Annotated in this window: 15 protein-coding genes; 9 read left to right on the forward strand and 6 right to left on the reverse strand. The window is 67.8% G+C overall.

Annotation, left to right across the window (positions count from 1 at the left end):
* Nucleotides 1–5: 5 nt before the first annotated feature.
* Nucleotides 6–1,424 (reverse strand): ATP-binding protein, encoded by a 1,419-nt coding sequence (locus WJ16_RS15700; protein ID WP_069257837.1) that lies wholly within the window; start codon nt 1,422–1,424, stop codon nt 6–8.
* Between the two features lie 91 nt (nt 1,425–1,515).
* Entirely contained in the window at nt 1,516–1,740 is a 225-nt protein-coding gene (locus tag WJ16_RS15705) for a cysteine-rich CWC family protein (RefSeq protein WP_069257838.1), read from the reverse strand.
* Nucleotides 1,741–2,080: 340 nt separating this feature from the next.
* On the opposite strand from WJ16_RS15705, the gene argB reads away from it, so the two are divergent.
* The 8 genes from argB (at nt 2,081) to WJ16_RS15745 (ending at nt 12,169) form a co-directional block, all read left to right on the forward strand.
* Nucleotides 2,081–2,980, forward strand: a complete 900-nt coding sequence (gene argB / locus WJ16_RS15710) for an acetylglutamate kinase (protein WP_069257839.1) — start codon at nt 2,081–2,083, stop codon at nt 2,978–2,980.
* The gene (locus WJ16_RS15715; protein ID WP_069257840.1) at nt 2,977–3,768 is read left to right on the forward strand and encodes a pyrimidine 5'-nucleotidase; all 792 of its coding nucleotides are present in this window, start codon (nt 2,977–2,979) and stop codon (nt 3,766–3,768) included. The genes argB and WJ16_RS15715 overlap by 4 nt, the downstream gene beginning before the upstream one ends.
* Nucleotides 3,735–4,397 (forward strand): nucleoid occlusion factor SlmA, encoded by a 663-nt coding sequence (gene slmA / locus WJ16_RS15720; protein WP_069257841.1) that lies wholly within the window; start codon nt 3,735–3,737, stop codon nt 4,395–4,397. The genes WJ16_RS15715 and slmA overlap by 34 nt, the downstream gene beginning before the upstream one ends.
* 238 nt (nt 4,398–4,635) lie before the next feature.
* Nucleotides 4,636–7,563, forward strand: coding sequence for an autotransporter family protein (locus WJ16_RS15725; RefSeq protein WP_236858160.1), 2,928 nt, complete (start codon nt 4,636–4,638; stop codon nt 7,561–7,563).
* Between the two features lie 263 nt (nt 7,564–7,826).
* The gene (gene metX, locus WJ16_RS15730; RefSeq protein ID WP_069257843.1) at nt 7,827–8,972 is read left to right on the forward strand and encodes a homoserine O-succinyltransferase MetX; all 1,146 of its coding nucleotides are present in this window, start codon (nt 7,827–7,829) and stop codon (nt 8,970–8,972) included.
* Complete coding sequence (metW, locus tag WJ16_RS15735) at nt 8,969–9,577, forward strand: methionine biosynthesis protein MetW (RefSeq protein WP_011658215.1); 609 nt, start codon at nt 8,969–8,971, stop codon at nt 9,575–9,577. The genes metX and metW overlap by 4 nt, the downstream gene beginning before the upstream one ends.
* Before the next feature lie 119 nt (nt 9,578–9,696).
* The gene (locus tag WJ16_RS15740; RefSeq protein ID WP_069257844.1) at nt 9,697–11,118 is read left to right on the forward strand and encodes an AmpG family muropeptide MFS transporter; all 1,422 of its coding nucleotides are present in this window, start codon (nt 9,697–9,699) and stop codon (nt 11,116–11,118) included.
* Nucleotides 11,108–12,169 (forward strand): M48 family metallopeptidase, encoded by a 1,062-nt coding sequence (locus WJ16_RS15745; RefSeq protein WP_069257845.1) that lies wholly within the window; start codon nt 11,108–11,110, stop codon nt 12,167–12,169. The genes WJ16_RS15740 and WJ16_RS15745 overlap by 11 nt, the downstream gene beginning before the upstream one ends.
* Nucleotides 12,170–12,210: 41 nt before the next feature.
* On the opposite strand, the gene WJ16_RS15750 is transcribed toward WJ16_RS15745, so the two are convergent.
* The gene (locus tag WJ16_RS15750) at nt 12,211–13,155 is read right to left on the reverse strand and encodes an AraC family transcriptional regulator (RefSeq protein WP_069257846.1); all 945 of its coding nucleotides are present in this window, start codon (nt 13,153–13,155) and stop codon (nt 12,211–12,213) included.
* Between the two features lie 227 nt (nt 13,156–13,382).
* On the opposite strand from WJ16_RS15750, the gene WJ16_RS15755 reads away from it, so the two are divergent.
* Nucleotides 13,383–14,435 carry an NAD(P)-dependent alcohol dehydrogenase gene (locus tag WJ16_RS15755; RefSeq protein ID WP_069257847.1) on the forward strand — a complete coding sequence of 351 codons (1,053 nt, stop codon included), beginning with the start codon at nt 13,383–13,385 and terminating at the stop codon, nt 14,433–14,435.
* Between the two features lie 129 nt (nt 14,436–14,564).
* On the opposite strand, the gene WJ16_RS15760 is transcribed toward WJ16_RS15755, so the two are convergent.
* From WJ16_RS15760 to gatB, 3 genes are all read right to left on the reverse strand, one after another.
* The gene (locus WJ16_RS15760; protein ID WP_069257848.1) at nt 14,565–15,338 is read right to left on the reverse strand and encodes an exodeoxyribonuclease III; all 774 of its coding nucleotides are present in this window, start codon (nt 15,336–15,338) and stop codon (nt 14,565–14,567) included.
* A 41-nt stretch (nt 15,339–15,379) separates the two neighbouring features.
* The gene (locus WJ16_RS15765) at nt 15,380–16,219 is read right to left on the reverse strand and encodes a polyphosphate kinase 2 family protein (protein WP_069257849.1); all 840 of its coding nucleotides are present in this window, start codon (nt 16,217–16,219) and stop codon (nt 15,380–15,382) included.
* Nucleotides 16,220–16,337: 118 nt separating this feature from the next.
* Nucleotides 16,338–17,813, reverse strand: a complete 1,476-nt coding sequence (gatB, locus tag WJ16_RS15770; protein ID WP_069257850.1) for an Asp-tRNA(Asn)/Glu-tRNA(Gln) amidotransferase subunit GatB — start codon at nt 17,811–17,813, stop codon at nt 16,338–16,340.
* Nucleotides 17,814–17,817 lie beyond the last annotated feature (4 nt).

Here is a 17,817-nt window from a genome sequence, read left to right on the forward strand (position 1 = left end):
TCCGTCTACGTGTTGGTTGAGGCGGCCGGCGCCGCGACGCGCACCGCCGGCAGTCGCAGCACGGCCCGCGTGCCGCGCGCGGCGCTCGTGCCGGCCGGGCGGCTGTCCGGCGCGCCGTGGGTCCGTTCGTTCACGCGCTGGCCCGCGCGCTGGGCCGAGCCTGCCGCGGCGTGACCATTCGCCGCACCGCTCGCCCGCCCGTTGCCGGCCGCCGCACGCGGCACGACATCGGACAGTTCGATCGCGCCGCCGAGCCGCGCGGCCGCACTGAACGCGAGATACAGGCCGACGCCGTGCCCGCCCTGCGTGCTGTCGACCGGCATTGCGCCCAGCGATTCGCGCAGCGCGGCCGGAATGCCGGGCCCGTCGTCGCATACCTCGAATTCGATCTCGTCGGCCGTGCCGGCGTGCGCGACCTTCGCGGCCAGCGTCACGCGCTGCGGGCTCGCGCGCGCGGCGTTGTCGAGCAGGATCGTCAGGATCTGGCCCGCCGCGACCGTGTCGTCGAGCGCGACGCCCGCCGGACGCGCACCGAGCAGTTCGAACTGCACGTGCGGATGCCGCAGGCGCCAGTGCTCGACGAACGTGTCGAGCCAGTCGTCCACCGGCTGGCGGCTTGCGGGCGCGCTCGCACGGATGCGCAGGCGCGCGAGCGCCGATGTGCAGAGCGTCATCTGTTCCTCGAGCACCTTCAGGTCGGCTTCATAGCGGGCCAGCCCCGGATCGGCGCGCGCCGCGTCGCGCAGCTCTTCGGCGAGCATCGCGATCGTCGACAGCGGCGTGCCCATCTCGTGCGCGACGGTGGCGGCCTGCACACCGAGCGCGACCGCCCGCTCGTCGCGCAGCAGGCGCTGCTGCGCTTCGCCGAGCGCCGAATCGCGCTGGCGCAGCGCATTCGACATGCGCGCGACGAACCACGCGATCAGCCCGACGCTGACCATGAAGTTCGCCCACATCCCGGTACGGTAGTAGTCGAACAGGTTCGCGGGATTGTCCATGTTGAGCGGCACCGAATCGAAACCGAGCGCCGCGTAGCACGCGACCGCGAACGCCGCGAGCCAGATCATCAGGTGCCACGGCAGCACGGCCGCCGCGATCGCAAGCGAAGGCAGGTACAGCGACACGAACGGATTGGTCGTGCCGCCCGACAGGAACAGCAGCGCGGACAGCGCACCGAGGTCGACCCACAGCTGGCCGAGCAACTCGAAATTGGTCTCGGGCCGCGCACGCAGCACGCGCACCCAGGTCAGCGCGTTGAAAACGATTTCGAGCGCGATGACCATCAGCATCGCCGGCAACGGCAGATGCACGCCGAAATAAGTCTGCACGACGCCGATCGTCACCAGCTGGCCGATGATCGCGAGATTGCGGAGCCAGAACAGGTGACTGAGGTTAACGCGCCCGGTGGTGGTGATTCGTTGCATCCGAGCAGTTTACCCGTTTAGCGTGGAGCGCCTCTAGCGGGGCCGGATCGGTGCGCGTCGAACGGAACGCCCGCGTACGCGGCTGGTGCCGTCAGCCGGCCGCGCCGGCCATCCGCTGCGCGATTTCGTCGGCCAGACACTCGGGGCACCGGCAGCGCGCGCCGGCCGCGGGCGGCGTACCGCCGGGCACGACCGGCATCGACGCGCACCAGCATTCGAACGGCTGCGTGAGCGCGCCGCAGTCGAAGCTGCGCCCGCAGTGCGGGCAACGCGCGCGGCGCGGGGTGGAACGGGCGTCGGCGGCGGAATCGGTCATGGCGAAAGCGCGGAAGCGGGCGTGAAGCCGCCCTACGCGACAAGCATAGCGCGGCGAACGGATTTTGCACGCCGGCCATTCGGCCGATGGTCATCGCGCACTCCCCGCGAACGACCCCGCCGCCGCCGCCCGCATCGCCGCCCGCACCACCGTCCGCACGGCCGTCCGCACCGCGGCCCGATCGTCGCCCACATCGCGCCGCGCCATAGCCGGCGGGCCGCCGCGTGCGGCGCCCGGGCCGCGCCGCCGGCGTTCCGGCCCGCCCAAAAACCCGATGCTGCGCTGCGCCACTCCTGTACAATTCGCCGTGTTTCAACCGTTCCCAGCCTGAGCCGCCGCCATGTCCGAGCCCATCGACCTCTCGCAGATCGCCCCCACGCTGAAAGCAGAAATCCTCGCCGAGGCGCTGCCGTACATCCGCCGTTACCACGGCAAGACCGTGGTCATCAAATACGGCGGCAACGCGATGACGGAAGAGCGGCTCAAGCAAGGCTTCGCGCGCGACGTGATCCTGCTGAAACTGGTCGGCATCAACCCGGTGATCGTCCACGGCGGCGGTCCGCAGATCGATCAGGCGCTGAAGAAGATCGGCAAGGCCGGCACCTTCATCCAGGGCATGCGCGTCACCGACGAAGAGACGATGGAAGTCGTCGAATGGGTGCTGGGCGGCGAAGTGCAGCAGGACATCGTGACGCTGATCAATCACTTCGGCGGCCACGCGGTGGGCCTGACGGGCAAGGACGGCGGCCTGATCCACGCACGCAAGCTGCTGATGCCGGATCGCGACAACCCGGGCCAGACCATCGACATCGGCCAGGTCGGCGAAGTCGAGGCGATCAACCCGGCGGTCGTGAAGGCGCTGCAGGACGATGCGTTCATTCCGGTGATCTCGCCGATCGGCTTCGGCGAAGACGGCCTGTCGTACAACATCAACGCCGACCTCGTCGCGGGCAAGCTCGCCACGGTACTGAACGCCGAGAAGCTGCTGATGATGACCAACATCCCGGGCGTGATGGACAAGGACGGCAACCTGCTGACCGATTTGTCCGCGCGCGAGATCGACGCGCTGTTCGAGGACGGCACGATCTCCGGCGGCATGCTGCCGAAGATCTCGTCGGCGCTCGACGCGGCGAAGAGCGGCGTGAAGTCGGTGCACATCGTCGACGGCCGGATCGAGCACTCGGTGCTGCTGGAAATCCTGACCGAGCAGCCGTTCGGCACGATGATCCGCTCGCATTGAGCGCGCGCCGCAAGACCGCCAGCCCCGACCTGCCGGCCCCGCTGCGGCGCCGGCGCATCTCGCGCAGCCGGCCGCGTGCCGGCGCGCCCGTCTGGCTGTTCGATCTCGACAACACGCTGCACCACGCATCGCACGCGATCTTTCCCGAGATCAACCGTGCGATGACGCAATACATCATCGATGCGCTCAAGGTCGAGCGCGCCGAAGCCGATCGCCTGCGCAACGGCTATACCGAGCGCTACGGCGCCGCACTCCTCGGCCTCACGCGCCATCATCCGATCGATCCGCACGACTTCCTGCGCGCGGTCCATACGTTCGCCGATCTCCCCGCGATGGTACGCGCCGAGCGCGGCCTCGCGCACATCATCGCCGCGCTGCCGGGCCGCAAGTTCGTGCTGACCAACGCGCCGGAGAACTATGCGCGCGCGGTGCTGCGCGAGTTGCGCATCGAGCGGCTGTTCGAGCGCGTGATCGCGATCGAGCACATGCGCGACCGCCGCACGTGGCGCGCGAAACCTGACCACATGATGCTGCGTCGAACGCTGCGCGCCGTGCATGCGCGGATGACCGACGCGATCCTCGTCGAGGACACGCGCGGCCATCTGAAGCGCTACAAGCGCCTCGGCATCGGCACGGTCTGGATTACCGGCCATCTTCCCGGCCACCTGCCGGGTACCGGCCGCCCGCATTATGTCGATCAGCGGATTCGTTCGTTAAAATCGCTGCGACTGGGCACTCGATCGGGGCGACAGAAATGCAGCCGACTCACCCGCAGGACCACGCCGTAACGGAAGACCAGGCCACGCCGTCCCGCCCGCGCCCGAAGCCGGGCGAGCGCCGCGTGATGATCCTGCAGACGCTCGCATCGATGCTCGAGGCGCCGAAACGCGAGAAGATCACGACGGCCGCGCTCGCGGCCCGGCTCGACGTGTCGGAAGCGGCGCTGTACCGCCATTTCCCGAGCAAGGCGAAGATGTACGAAGGGCTGATCGAGTTCATCGAGCAGTCGCTGTTCGGGCTCGTCAACCAGATCGTCGAGAAGGAGCCGAACGGCGTGCTGCAAGCACGCACGATCGCGCTGACGATGCTCAATTTCGCCGCGAAGAACCCGGGAATGACGCGCGTGCTGACCGGCGAGGCGCTGGTCGGCGAGGACGAACGGCTCACCGAGCGCGTGAACCAGTTGCTCGATCGCATCGAGGCAACGGTCAAGCAATGCCTGCGGGTCGCGCGCACGGAGGCGAACGCGCCTGACGGCGCAGCGCCGCTCGCACTACCGGCCGATTACGATCCGGCCGCCCGCGCGAGCCTGCTCGTCAGCTACGTGATCGGCCGATGGCACCGCTTCGCAAAGGGCGGGTTCCAGAAATCGCCCGGCGAGCAGGCCGACGCGCATTTGCGGCTGATCCTGCAGTAGCGCCGCGCCGGCCGCATCCGGCCACGCCTGCCGATCGCGCGCATTCGACGACGGATGATGCGGTCGCCCCGTCAAGGGGCGGCGTCGATTCGCACCTTGCCGCCCCCTTCTGCCGGCGCTCAATACCTCGCGCCAATTCGAACTCGTCCAATTTCATGCCGCCGCCTCACGCGTTAAATTCGTCTCGTTAAAGACAAATTCAGGTGAGATGGTGAAACGCAGATTCCGACCTTCCCGGATGAGGGCAGCCCGACGCCTCGCCCATTCGGCATTGCTGGCGGGGGCGGCAGTGCCATGGCCGTCGGCCGCGCAGGTGACCAACGGCGAGCCGCAACAGGCGGACGGTGTCGTGCTTGAAATCGCACCGGGCGAATATTCGACGACGCGATTGGGCGAGGCCGTGCTTTCCGCCGTCAATGGCGGCACGCTGGTGACGACCGGCAAGACACGCGTGTTCACCACCGCCCCTCTCGCGGCGGGCGCGACTGCGCTAGGCGCGGGCTCGAGCGTCAGGCTGAGCGATACGGAAATCCGCACCCGCGGCGGCTCCAGTGCCGGCATCGACCTCCGATACGGCGGCAGTGCGACCGCGGAACGCATCTCGATCGATACCGACGGCGACTACGCGCACGGCGCGGCCGTCGACAGCGCCGGCGGCCGGCTCCGCATCGCCGACAGCGTCATCGTCACGCGCGGCAAGGAAGCGTATGGCATTTCGGTGAACTACGTGCCGGGCGGCGTCATCGACGTCAACGACACGCTGATTCGCACCAGCGGCCTGTTTGCCTATGGCATGGCCATCAGCTACGAGGGCGTCCGTGCGACGTTGAACCGCTCGGATATCCGGACGGACGGCGGCTACGCATCGGCGCTGTACCTGCCCGGCGCATCGGCTGTCTCGTTCGCCGACAGCCGCCTCGAAACCAGCGGCGATTACGCGCTCGGCGTGGACACCCGCGAAGGGCGCGTCGAGCTCGCGCGCACGCAAGTCGTCACGCACGGCCGCAGCGCACACGGGCTGTATGCGTCGAAGGAATACGCCGACATACCGGCCATCGACGCGATCGATACTGAAGTGACCACCACCGGCGCCCGTTCGATCGGCGTACTGGCCCGGTTCGGTGGCCGGGTCACGATGACACGCGGCGGCATCGTGACGACCGGCGAGCGCGCGCGCGGTGCGATGTCCGCCGGCACGGGGTCGGTTGCGTCGCTCGTCGACGCAACCGTCGAGACGCGCGGCAACGAGGCCGCAGCGTTGTATGCAAGCGCCGGCGGCAGCATCGACCTGCTGCGCACCGACGCCCGCGCGACCGGTGACGCCGCGTCTGCGGCTAGCGTCCATGGCGGCAAGCTGACGGCCGACGGCGGCTCGCTCTTCAGCGAACGGCATGCGGCCATCGACGCGTCCGACGCCGACATCACGCTGCGGAACGGCGCCCGCGCCGCCAGCGGCGCCGGCACGCTGCTGTCGGTCCTCGCCCAGTCGGGCGCGCCCGTGCGCCTGACGCTCGACACCGGCGCGCAAGCGGCAGGCGACATCGTGAACCAGCCGGCCGACGACGGCAGCCCGACTTCCGCCGTGACCGACGTCGCCCTGTCCAACGCGTCGATATGGCGCGGAGCAACGGACGCTGTCCACACGCTGTCGCTCGATACCGACAGCCGCTGGATCGTCACCGCCGATTCGTCGGTCGGATCCGTCGCGCTGAACGACTCGACGATCGCATTCGCCGCGCCGGAGGCCGGCGCGCCGCCCACGCCACGCACGCTCGTCGTCAACGGCGACTACGCGGCCCGCAACGGCAGGCTGGTCGTCCATACCGCGCTGCGCGACGACGCGTCGCCCACCGACCGGCTCGTGATCGACAGCGGCCACGCATCCGGCCATACCGGGATCGTCGTGAAACGCACGAGCGGCGAAGGCGCGCAAACGACGGTCGGCATCCCGATCGTCGAAACCCGCAACGGCGGCACCACGGATGCCGCGGCCTTCGCGCTCGACGCAGCATCGGACGGCTACCGGCAAGGCTTCGGCACGCTGTCCGCGGGCGGCTACGACTACATGCTCAAGCGCGGCGGCCAAGCCGGCCAGGAGGACGACTGGTATCTCGTTTCCGCGGCCAAACCCGTACCGCCGCAACCGCCCGGCCCGGTGGACCCGGATCCGCCGATCGAACCCGAAACCAGGCCGCCTGCGCGCACGGCTGCCCCGGAGCCCGACGCATATCTGGCGAACGCCGATGCAGCGTCGACGATGGCGATCCACACGCTGCATCAGCGCGATGATCGCTCGCTTCGCACCGAAGCAAGCGGTCCGCTCGACAGTGCGGTTTGGCTGCGCGCCGAGGGCCAGATGACGTCGATGTCGGGCGGCAGCCGCAGCGTATCGGGCAACGGCCGTCTGATTCACGCGGGCGCCGACGTGCTCCGCTTCGACGACGGTCGCGGCGGCAGCGTACGGGTCGGCGCGATGGGCCTGTACGGCAGCCAGACGAACTGGTCGACCCGACCGCTGTGGAACGCGACCGAACAGCGCATCGCGAACGCCACCGCGCGCGGCAGCGTGTCGGGCTACAACGTCGGGGTTTACGGCACGTGGTACGGCAGTCGCGACATCCTGTCCGGCCCGTACGTCGATGCATGGTTCATGTATGGCGCTTATGCGAACAGCGTCGGCGGCAGTCTGGCTGCTGACTCGTACCGGTCGCGCACCCTCACGGGCTCGATCGAAACGGGCTATTCATTGCCGTTCTACGAGCGAGGCGACTCGCGCTTCTTCGTCGAACCCGAAGTGCAACTCGTCGTATCGGACTACCGCGCAAACGCGCACGCCGCGCCGGGCGGCCGAATCGACGGTCAAGGCGCGACCGACGTACTGACCCGCGTCGGCGTGCGTGTGCACGGGGTCACCGCGATGCCGCATGGACGCGAACTTCGACCGTTCATCGAAGCGAACTGGTGGCATGGCCCGGGTTCGCGCGCGCTAACGCTCGACGGCAATGCGTTCTCGTTCAGCCTGCCGCGCGACCGGGCTGCCGTCCGGATCGGCGCAACCGGCCAGTTGAACCGTCGCTTCTCGGTATCGGCTAGCGTCGGCGTGGAAGGCAATCTGTCCGACTACTCGGTAGTCCGAGGGCAGCTCTCGGCAAAATACCGCTGGTAAGCCAAGCAAGCCGACGGCGGTGCGCGAAATCCGCGCCCGCCGAATTCCGCTATACTTTGCCGACTTGCCGCCTCGTTGGCGGCAGGTCGGAAGCGCGCCGATTTGCTGACTCGATTGCGGGCGCGCGAACCGGCCGGGGTGTGGATGTTGTGTCCTTGTCCCGGCGGTTCACTACAAATGCGGCTAAAGAGGTCGTCAGCCGCGCATCTCCGACTCCGCGCCTCGCCGACACCATTTAGCTGCCCAGTCATAAGGCGGAATGAATGGAATCGATCGGCATCGTCGCTCCACAGACCATGCACTTCGCCGAACCGCTGCGCTTGCAAAGCGGCAGCGTGCTCGGCAACTATCAGCTCGTCGTCGAGACGTACGGCGAACTCAACGCCGCGCGCTCGAACGCGGTGCTCGTCTGCCACGCGCTCAACGCGTCGCACCACGTCGCCGGCGTCTACGCGGACGATCCGCGCAGCACCGGCTGGTGGGACAACATGGTCGGGCCGGGCAAGCCGCTCGACACCAACCGCTTCTTCGTGATCGGCGTGAACAACCTCGGCTCATGCTTCGGCTCGACGGGCCCGATGAGCATCGACCCGTCGACCGGCAAGCCGTACGGCGCGAGCTTCCCGGTCGTCACCGTCGAGGACTGGGTGCACGCGCAGGCGCGCGTCGCCGACGCATTCGGCATCGAGCGCTTCGCGGCCGTGATGGGCGGCAGCCTCGGCGGGATGCAGGCGCTCGCATGGAGTCTGATGTATCCGGAGCGCGTCGCGCACTGCATCGACATCGCGTCGACGCCGAAGCTGTCCGCGCAGAACATCGCGTTCAACGAGGTCGCGCGCTCGGCGATCCTGTCCGATCCCGACTTCCACGGCGGCGACTACTACGCGCACGGCGTGAAGCCGAAGCGCGGCTTGCGCGTCGCGCGGATGATCGGCCACATCACGTATCTTTCGGACGACGACATGGCCGAGAAATTCGGTCGCGCGCTGCGCCGCGCGGACGGCGCGCTCGACGCGTACAACTTCAGCTTCGACGTCGAGTTCGAGGTCGAGTCGTACCTGCGCTACCAGGGCGACAAGTTCGCCGACTACTTCGACGCGAACACCTACCTGCTGATCACGCGCGCGCTCGACTACTTCGATCCGGCGAAGGCGTTCGACGGCAACCTGACCGCCGCGCTTGCGCAAACGCAGGCGAAATACCTGATCGCGAGCTTCTCGACCGACTGGCGCTTCGCGCCCGCGCGTTCGCGCGAAATCGTGAAGGCGCTGCTCGACAACAAGCGCACGGTCAGCTACGCGGAGATCGACGCGCCACACGGCCACGACGCGTTCCTGCTCGACGACGCGCGCTATCACAACCTGATCCGCGCGTATTACGAACGAATCGCCAACGAGGTGGGTGCATGAACCAGCAAGCGCTGAATTCCCTGTCCGCGCGCGCGGACTTCCGCACGATCGCGCGCTGGGTCGAGCCGCGCTCGACCGTGCTCGACCTCGGCTGCGGCGACGGCTCGCTGCTCGCGCTGCTGATGGAGGAGCTCGACGTGACCGGCTACGGGATCGAACTGAACGACGCGGGCGTGCTCGCGAGCGCGAAGAACGGCATCAACGTGATCCAGCAGAACCTCGAGGACGGCCTGCGCCTGTTCGAGGATCACAGCTTCGACATCGCGATCCTGTCGCAGACGCTGCAGACGATTCACCAGACGGCCGCGATCCTGCGCGAAACCGCGCGCGTCGGCCGCGAATGCATCGTGTCGTTCCCGAACTTCGGCTACTGGCCGCACCGGCTGTCGGTGCTGAACGGCCGGATGCCGGTGTCGAAGGCGCTGCCTTACCAGTGGCACAACACGCCGAACGTCCGGGTGCTGACGATCGAGGATTTCGAGGCGCTCGCGCCCGAAGTCGGCGTGACGATCCTCGACCGCGTCGTGCTGCACGAAGGCCAGCCGATTCGATGGGGAGCGAACTGGCGTGGTAGTCTTGCTGTCTACCGCGTCAAGCGCAGCTGAGCCGGGGAGCCGTTGACGGACACAGACGGCCCGCACGCACGTGCGGCCAAGCCGCTGCGCGACCCGCGCCGCCGCCCGCGCTGCCGCCGCAATCAGTCAACGCTACCCAGTTCCAGTCCATGTCGAAAACGCCACACGAGGCGCCCGCACTCACCGCTCACGAGGATCACCCCGGCTGGCGAGCCTATCTGAACACGCACATGCTGATCTGCGTGTTCCTGGGCTTCACGTCGGGTCTGCCCCTCTTCACGCTCGTCTATCTGGTGCAGGCATGGCTGCGCTCCGAGGGCGTGAACCTGAAGGAAATCGGCCTGTTCGCGCTGATCCAGTTCCCGTATACGTGGAAGTTCCTGTGGGCGCCGCTGATGGACCGCTACATCCCGCGCCTGCCCGGCTGGCGGCCGGGCCGCCGGCGCGGCTGGCTGCTGCTCACGCAGGTGCTGGTCGCGGGCGCGATCGCCGCGCTCGGGTTCGTGTCGCCGCGCGACTCGATCTGGACGGTGGCCGCGCTCACCACGCTCGTCGCGTTCTTCGGCGCAAGCGCCGACATCGTGATCGACGCGTATCGCCGCGAGCTGCTGCGCGATACCGAGCAGGGCCTCGGCAACGCGGTGCACGTGAATGCCTACAAGCTCGCCGCGCTGATCCCCGGCTCGCTCGCGCTGATCCTGTCCGACCACCTGCCGTGGGACGTCGTGTTCGCGGTCACCGGCGCATTCATGCTGCCCGGCATCCTGATGACGCTCGTCGTGCGCGAGCCCGAAGTGGTCGGCGCGCCGCCGCGCAACCTGCGCGACGCGATCGTGCTGCCGTTCCGCGAATTCATCCAGCGCGACGGCTGGGCCGGCGCGCTGCTCGTCATCGCGTTCATCTTCCTGTTCAAGATCGGCGACACGATGGCTACCACGCTGTCGACGTCGTTCTTCCTCGACATCGGCTTCACGCGCACCGAGATCGGCATCGTCGCGAAGACCACCGCGCTCGTCGCGAGCGTCGCTGGCGGCATCATCGGCGGCGTCTGGCTCGTGAAGATCGGCATTGGCCGCGGGCTGTGGATCTTCGGCGCGCTGCAGATGGTGTCGACGCTCGGCTTCGCATGGCTCGCGCAGCTCGGCCCCGGTTCGCCCGTGCTCGCGATGCTCTACGACTTCACCGTATCGACGAGCCACGCGATCGCGTCGGCGCTGTCGGTGTTCGGCATCGCCGTCACGCCGCAATTCAGCCCGATGACCGTTGCGCTCGCGATCGTCTACGGCGCCGAGACCTTCACGACCGGCCTGACGATGTCCGCGTTCGTCGCGTACATCGCGAGCACGACCGACCCGCGCTATACGGCCACGCAGTTCGCGCTGTTCACGAGCCTCGCGTCGGTGCCGCGCACGCTCGCGTCGGCCGCGAGCGGCTTCGTCGTCGCGAAGATCGGCTGGTTCGACTACTTCCTCGTGTGCACCGCGCTCGCGATTCCCGGCATGCTGCTGCTGTTCAAGATCGCGCCGTGGAACGGTGCCGCGCGCAACGGCGAGGCCAGTCGTGCGCAGTAACCGCCTGCGCCGCTTCGCGCACGTTGCGGCTTCGTTGAGCGTCGGTGCCGCCGCGCTCGCCGCGGGGTTCGCGCACGCGACCGACGCCGGCGCATCCGCTGCGACGGCCACGGGCGCCGCACCGGCCGCGGCCCCGGCGTCACCGCCCGCGACGTCGACGCCCGCCGCTGCCGCCCAGCCGGCCGCCGCGGAACCCGCGCAGCCGACCGGCGCCGCCGTATCGACGAAGGCTTATGCGCAGACGCCGCAGCAGGTCCGCTTCGGCGACGCCATCGCCTTTCGCACGCTGATCCCGTCGCCGCTGCTCGAGCAACTCACCGCGAGCGAATACGCACAGATCGTGCAGACGGCCGCCGACAGTAACCGCCTGCTGCCCGCGAGCCAGCCGCGCGTGAAGCGCTTGCGCGCGATCGTCGCGAAGCTCGCGCCGTATTCGGTGAAATGGAACGATCGCGTCAAGAGCTGGGCGTGGGACGTCAACGTGATCCGCTCGCGCGACATTCGCTTGACCTGCCTGCCGGGCGGCAAGGTGCTCGTGTACGGCGGCCTGCTCGATCGCGTCCGCCTGAACGACGACGAGCTCGGCGTGCTGCTCGCGCACGGTATCGCGCATGCGCTGCGCGAACACGCGCGCAGCAACTTCAGCGCGACGTCGCAGACGTCGCTGCGCGCGGCCGCGCTGCCGCCGCTGTTCGGCGTCGGCGACCCGCTGCCGCAGGTGCTGAACCTCGGCGAACGCCTGCAGTCGCTCCACTACAACGCGACCGACGAAACCGAAGCCGACGTGATCGGCGGCGACATCGCCGCACGCGCGGGCTTCGATCCGCGCGCGGCGATCACGCTGTGGGACAAGCTCGCGGCCGCGACACGCGGGAACAAGGCGACGGGCTTCATCTATACGCACCCGTACAGCACCGCCCGCCGCCAGGATCTGCTGAACCGCCTGCCGGATCTCATGCCGCTGTACGCAAAGGCGGTGGGCAAGCGCGTCGACGCGCTCCCCGACTACGCGGGCATCAGCGCACAGCGTCGCAAGGTCGTGCGGCGCTGAGCGCCGCGCACGGCCGATCGCCAAGCAGCCACGCCGCCGCGCTACGCATCCGCATCCGCCGCGACCGGCCGCGCGCCGCTCTCGCGCATCCAGCGCACGTCGTCACCCGGGCTGCGGCCGAACAGCCGCTTGAACTCGCGGCTGAACTGCGACGCGCTCGCATAGCCGACGCGCGCGGCTGCCGCGCCGGCACCGACTCCGTCCTGCACCATCATCAGCCGCGCCTGGTGCAGCCGCGCGGCCTTCACGTACTGCATCGGCGACGTCGCCGTCACGTGCTTGAACTGCGCATGGAACACCGCGAGGCTCATCCCGGCCTCGCGCGCGAGCGTCTCGACGTCGAGGTCGGCCTTCAGGTCCGCATGGATGCGCCGCAGCGCCTTCGCGATGCGGCCGAAGTGATGCTGCTGGACGAGCGCCGCGCGGATCGCGTCGCCCTGTTCGCCCGTCAGCACCCGATAGGCGATCTCGCGCATGATCGCGGGGCCCAGCACGCGCGTGTCGTGCGGCGACGCGAGCGCTTCGAGCAGCCGCACGACCGCGTCGGCGAGCGGCGCGTCGAGCGGCGTCGAATACACGCCGGCCGGCTCGCTGGCGGCCGCGCCGAGCGTCTCGTCGAGCAGGATCGCGAGCTCGGCGATCACCGCGAGATCGATGCGGATCGAGATCGCGAGAAACGGCTCGTCCTGGCTCGCGAAGGTCTCGCACTCGAACGGCAGCGGCACCGACAGAACGAGATACTGCTGCGCGTCGTACACGAACGAGCGCTCGCCGAGATAGCCGAGCTTGCGCCCCTGGCATACGACGACGATGCTCGGTTCGTACAACACGGGCATGCGCGGCGCCGGACGGCTCACGCGGATGAAGCGCACGCCGTCGAGCGCCGCAAGCGTGTCGCCCTCGTTCGGCGCGAGGCGCGTGTGCAGCTCGATCATGCGGCGCTGCATCCGGTCGCCCGTGTCGGCGAAAAGGGGCTGGAAGCTCATCTGCGTCGTCCTGTCCGGCAAGAGAATCTGGCTCGCAATGTAGCACCTTGAGCGTGTTTTGACGGCTGTTCGCATGCAGTTCGAGAGGAATAGGCAAATCTTCGAGACCTTCGTGTATTTCGCTGCGGCGCCGCGCTCCTTACGATGACGTCCTGCCTCGCCGCATCGCCACATGGTGCGACGGCAGTCTGTTTCGCCGGATGTTTTCCGGACAAGGAGCCCATCGCATGAGCACAACCTATGCCTACGCGGCGACCGATTCGCAGTCGCCGCTCGCCCCGTTCGAATTCCAGCGTCGCGCGTTGCGCGACCTCGATGTCCAGATCGACGTCCTCTACTGCGGCGTCTGCCACTCGGACCTGCACCAGGCGCGCAACGAATGGCGCAACACGATCTATCCGGTCGTGCCGGGCCATGAAATCGTCGGCCGCGTGACCGCGACCGGCCCGCAGGTCTCGCGCTTCAAGGTCGGCGAGCTGGTCGGCGTCGGCTGCCTCGTCGATTCGTGCCGCACCTGCGCGAGCTGCGAGGAAGGTCTCGAACAGTATTGCGAGAACGGTTTCGTCGGCACCTACAACGGCCAGGATCGCGTGACGGGCGACATCACGTTCGGCGGCTACTCGACGCAGCTCGTGGTCGACGAGGCGTTCGTGCTGCGGGTGCCCGAGTCGCTCGACGCAGCCGGCGCCGCGCCGCTGCTGTGCGCGGGGATCACGACCTACTCGCCGCTGCGGCAGTGGAACGTCGGCCCCGGCAAGAAGGTCGGCATCGTCGGGCTCGGCGGCCTCGGCCACATGGGCGTGAAGCTGGCGCGCGCGATGGGGGCGCACGTCGTGCTGTTCACCACGTCGCCGTCGAAGATCGACGACGGCAAGCGGCTCGGCGCGCATGAAGTGGTGATCTCGAAGGACGAAGCGCAGATGAACGCGCACCTGAACAGCTTCGACTTCATCCTGAACACGGTCGCCGCGCAGCACGACCTGAATCCGTTCCTGAACCTGCTGAAGCGCGACGGTACGATGACGCTGGTCGGCGCGCCGGAGCACGACCACCCGTCGCCGCAGGTGTTCAACCTGATCTTCAAGCGCCGCCGCCTCGCGGGCTCGCTGATCGGCGGGATCGCGGAAACGCAGGAAATGCTCGACTTCTGCGCGGCGCACGGGATCACGTCGGACATCGAAACGATTCCGATGCAGCAGATCAACGCGGCCTACGAGCGGATGCTCAAGAGCGACGTGAAGTACCGGTTCGTGATCGACATGGCGTCGATCAAGCAGTAAGCGTCGACGGCGGCATGCAGGATCGCCGCCCCGAAAACACGGCGGGCCGCATGTCGACATGCGGCCCGTTCTGCATCCCGCGACCGGATGGGCGGTTCGACAGCTGCGCGCGCAGCGCAGCGCCGGATCTCACTTCTTGTAGTCGTAGTCCACCGTCAGCGGCGCGTGATCGCTGAACTTGATGTCCTTGAAGATCGACGTACTTTTCGCGGTGCCGGCCACGCCCGGCGTCGCGATCTGGTAATCGATCCGCCACCCGACGTTCTTCGCATACGCCTGGCCGCGGTTGCTCCACCACGTGTACTGCTCGGGGCGCGGGTCGAGCGTGCGGAACACGTCGACGTAGCCGACATCGTCGAACAGCTGCGTGAGCCATGCGCGCTCTTCCGGCAGGCAGCCCGAGTTCTTCTGGTTGCTCTTCCAGTTCTTGATGTCGATTTCCTTGTGGACGATGTTCACGTCGCCGCACAGGATCACCTCGCGCTTCTTCTTCAGCGCGGCGAGGTGCGGCATGAATTCGTCCATGAAGCGGTACTTCGCCTGCTGGCGCTCCTCGCCGCTCGAGCCGGACGGCACGTACACCGACACGACCGACAGCTTCCCGTAGCGCGCCTCGACGTAGCGCCCTTCGGCATCGAACTCGCTGCTGCCGAAGCCGATGATCACGTCGTCGGGCTCGTGACGGCTGTACACGCCCGCGCCGCTGTAGCCCTTCTTCGCGGCGTGGTGGAAATAGCTCTTGTAGCCGTGCGGCTCGACGAATTCGGCCGGCAGGTCGTCGGCCGAGACCTTGATTTCCTGCACGCACACGCAATCGGCGTTCTGCTCGCCGAGCCAGTCGAAGAAGCCTTTCTTCGCGGCGGAGCGGATGCCGTTCAGGTTGGCGGTAATCACTCGCATCATGTCGGATTCCGTTCAGTTCGATGTTTTTACAGGGTGGCAGCTTAACGGATCTTCACGCCTTCGAGCTCGGGCTTCGGCGGCGGGAATTCCAGCTTCATGTCGGTCATCGTGCGCAGCAGCAGCTCGGCGATCATCACGTTGCGGTGCGTCTTCGAGTTCGCCGGGATCACGTACCACGGCGCATGCTCGGCCGACGTCGCGGCGAGCGCGTCGCGGTAGGCCGACTGGTATGCATCCCAGTGCTTGCGCGCGTCGAGGTCGGAGATGTCGAACTTCCAGTGCTTGGTCGGATCGTCGATGCGCGCCTGCAGCCGCTCGCGCTGTTCGTCCTTCGAGATGTGCAGGAAGCACTTGACGATCGTCGTGCCGTTCTCGACCAGCATCGTCTCGAAATCGCGGATCTGCCGGTAGCGGCGCTCGCACTCCTTCGCGTCGATCAGGTCGAGCACGCGCGGCACGAGCACGTCTTCATAGTGGCTGCGGTTGAAGATCGCGAGCTCGCCCGCGGCCGGCACCTGCGCATGCACGCGCCACAGGAAGTCGTGCGCGGCCTCGATCGGCGTCGGCGCCTTGAACGACACGACGCGCAGGCCGAGCGGATCGACCTCGCGGAACACCGCGCGCACGGTACCGTCCTTGCCGCTGGTATCCATCCCCTGCAGCACCAGCAGCACGCGCTTCTTCTGCTGCGTGTGCAGGCGCTCCTGCTGTACGTCGAGTTCGGTCGACACGGCCGACAGCCGTTCGCGGTCGGCCTCCTTCGAACCGGACGAAAACGGCTTCGCGGCCGGGTCGAACGCATCGAGCGTGAATGCGGCGGCTTCCTTCTCGCGCGTGCTGTACGGCACGCGGAAATCGTCGAGCGACGGTTGTTTCGCCATTCGTTCCTCCGTTGGACGCTGTGGTGCATACGATAACGCATCCACCAAACGCAACGGGCCGCCCCGAACTGGTTCGGAGCGGCCCGTCGTCAAGCGCGGTTCAGGCGCGCGGTCATGCTCAGCCGAGCTTCTTCTTCAGCAGTTCGTTGACCTGCTGCGGATTGGCCTTGCCCTTGGTCGCCTTCATCGCCTGGCCGATCAGCGCGTTGAACGCCTTCTCCTTGCCCGCGCGGAATTCCTCGACCGACTTCGCGTTCGCCGCGAGCACTTCGTCGATGATCGCTTCCAGCGCGCCGGTGTCGGAGATCTGCTTCAGCCCCTTTGCGTCGATGATGCGGTCGGCCGCCCGTTCGTCGTCCGCCTTCTCGTCCCAGATCGTCGTGAAGATTTCCTTCGCGATCTTGTTCGAGATCGTGCCGTCGGCGATGCGCTGCAGCACGAGCGCGAGCTGCGCGGCCGACACGGGAATCGCGTCGATCTCGATGCCGTCGCGGTTCAGCTGCGACGAGACGTCGCCCATCAGCCAGTTCGCGGCGATCTTCGCGTTCGCGGCGCCCGCCTTCGCGACCACGGCCTCGAAGTACGCGGCCATCGCCTTGCTCGACGTCAGCACGCCCGCGTCGTACGCGGACACGCCGTATTCGTCGACGAAGCGCTGCTGCATCGCGGCCGGCAGCTCGGGCATCCCGGACTGCACGCGCTCGATCCAGTCCTGGCCGATCACGAGCGGCATCAGGTCGGGGTCGGGGAAGTAGCGGTAGTCGTGCGCGTCTTCCTTGCTGCGCATCGAACGCGTCTCGCGCTTGTCCGGATCGTAGAGGCGCGTTTCCTGCACGACTTCGCCGCCGTCCTCGATCAGCTCGATCTGGCGGCGCACTTCGTAGTTGATCGCTTCCTCCAGGAACCGGAACGAGTTCAGGTTCTTGATTTCCGCGCGCGTGCCGAACTTCTCCTGGCCGACCGGGCGCACCGACACGTTCGCGTCGCAGCGGAACGAGCCTTCCTGCATGTTGCCGTCGCAGATGCCGAGCCACACGACGAGCCCGTGCAGCGCCTTCGCGTAGGCCACGGCTTCGGCCGCGCTGCGCATTTCCGGCTCGGTGACGATTTCGAGCAGCGGCGTGCCCGCGCGGTTCAGGTCGATCCCCGTCATCCCGGCGAAGTCTTCATGCAGCGACTTGCCCGCATCTTCCTCGAGGTGCGCGCGGGTCAGGTTGACCGTCTTCTCGTACGCGGGCTTGCCGGCCTTTTCGTTGGCGGGCACCTGGATCGTGATCTGGCCGCCCTGCACGACCGGAATCTCGTACTGGCTGATCTGATAGCCCTTCGGCAGATCGGGGTAGAAATAATTCTTGCGCGCGAAGATGCTGCGCGGCGCGATGGTCGAGCCGATCGCGAGGCCGAAACGGATCGCGCGCTCGACCGCGCCGCGGTTCAGCACCGGCAGCACGCCCGGCAGCGCCAGGTCGACCGGGCACGCCTGCGTGTTCGGCTCGGCGCCGAACTGCGTCGATGCGCCCGAGAAAATCTTCGAGACGGTCGACAGCTGCGCGTGCGTCTCCAGACCGATAACGACTTCCCATTGCGTAGTCATGTGC

This window comes from Burkholderia metallica (assembly GCF_001718555.1).
Taxonomy (GTDB): Bacteria; Pseudomonadota; Gammaproteobacteria; order Burkholderiales; family Burkholderiaceae; genus Burkholderia; species Burkholderia metallica.

Excerpts from the sequence above, each read along its gene's own strand:
- metX (WP_069257843.1), top strand. The coding sequence starts at position 7,827 with ATGGAATCGATCGGCATCGTCGCTCCACAGACCATGCACTTCGCCGAA.
- WJ16_RS15700 (WP_069257837.1), bottom strand. The coding sequence starts at position 1,424 with ATGCAACGAATCACCACCACCGGGCGCGTTAACCTCAGTCACCTGTTC.
- WJ16_RS15740 (WP_069257844.1), top strand. The coding sequence starts at position 9,697 with ATGTCGAAAACGCCACACGAGGCGCCCGCACTCACCGCTCACGAGGAT.
- argB (WP_069257839.1), top strand. The coding sequence starts at position 2,081 with ATGTCCGAGCCCATCGACCTCTCGCAGATCGCCCCCACGCTGAAAGCA.
- WJ16_RS15725 (WP_236858160.1), top strand. The coding sequence starts at position 4,636 with ATGAGGGCAGCCCGACGCCTCGCCCATTCGGCATTGCTGGCGGGGGCG.
- gatB (WP_069257850.1), bottom strand. The coding sequence starts at position 17,813 with ATGACTACGCAATGGGAAGTCGTTATCGGTCTGGAGACGCACGCGCAG.
- WJ16_RS15760 (WP_069257848.1), bottom strand. The coding sequence starts at position 15,338 with ATGATGCGAGTGATTACCGCCAACCTGAACGGCATCCGCTCCGCCGCG.
- WJ16_RS15750 (WP_069257846.1), bottom strand. The coding sequence starts at position 13,155 with ATGAGCTTCCAGCCCCTTTTCGCCGACACGGGCGACCGGATGCAGCGC.
- WJ16_RS15765 (WP_069257849.1), bottom strand. The coding sequence starts at position 16,219 with ATGGCGAAACAACCGTCGCTCGACGATTTCCGCGTGCCGTACAGCACG.
- WJ16_RS15755 (WP_069257847.1), top strand. The coding sequence starts at position 13,383 with ATGAGCACAACCTATGCCTACGCGGCGACCGATTCGCAGTCGCCGCTC.
- metW (WP_011658215.1), top strand. The coding sequence starts at position 8,969 with ATGAACCAGCAAGCGCTGAATTCCCTGTCCGCGCGCGCGGACTTCCGC.
- WJ16_RS15705 (WP_069257838.1), bottom strand. The coding sequence starts at position 1,740 with ATGACCGATTCCGCCGCCGACGCCCGTTCCACCCCGCGCCGCGCGCGT.
- slmA (WP_069257841.1), top strand. The coding sequence starts at position 3,735 with ATGCAGCCGACTCACCCGCAGGACCACGCCGTAACGGAAGACCAGGCC.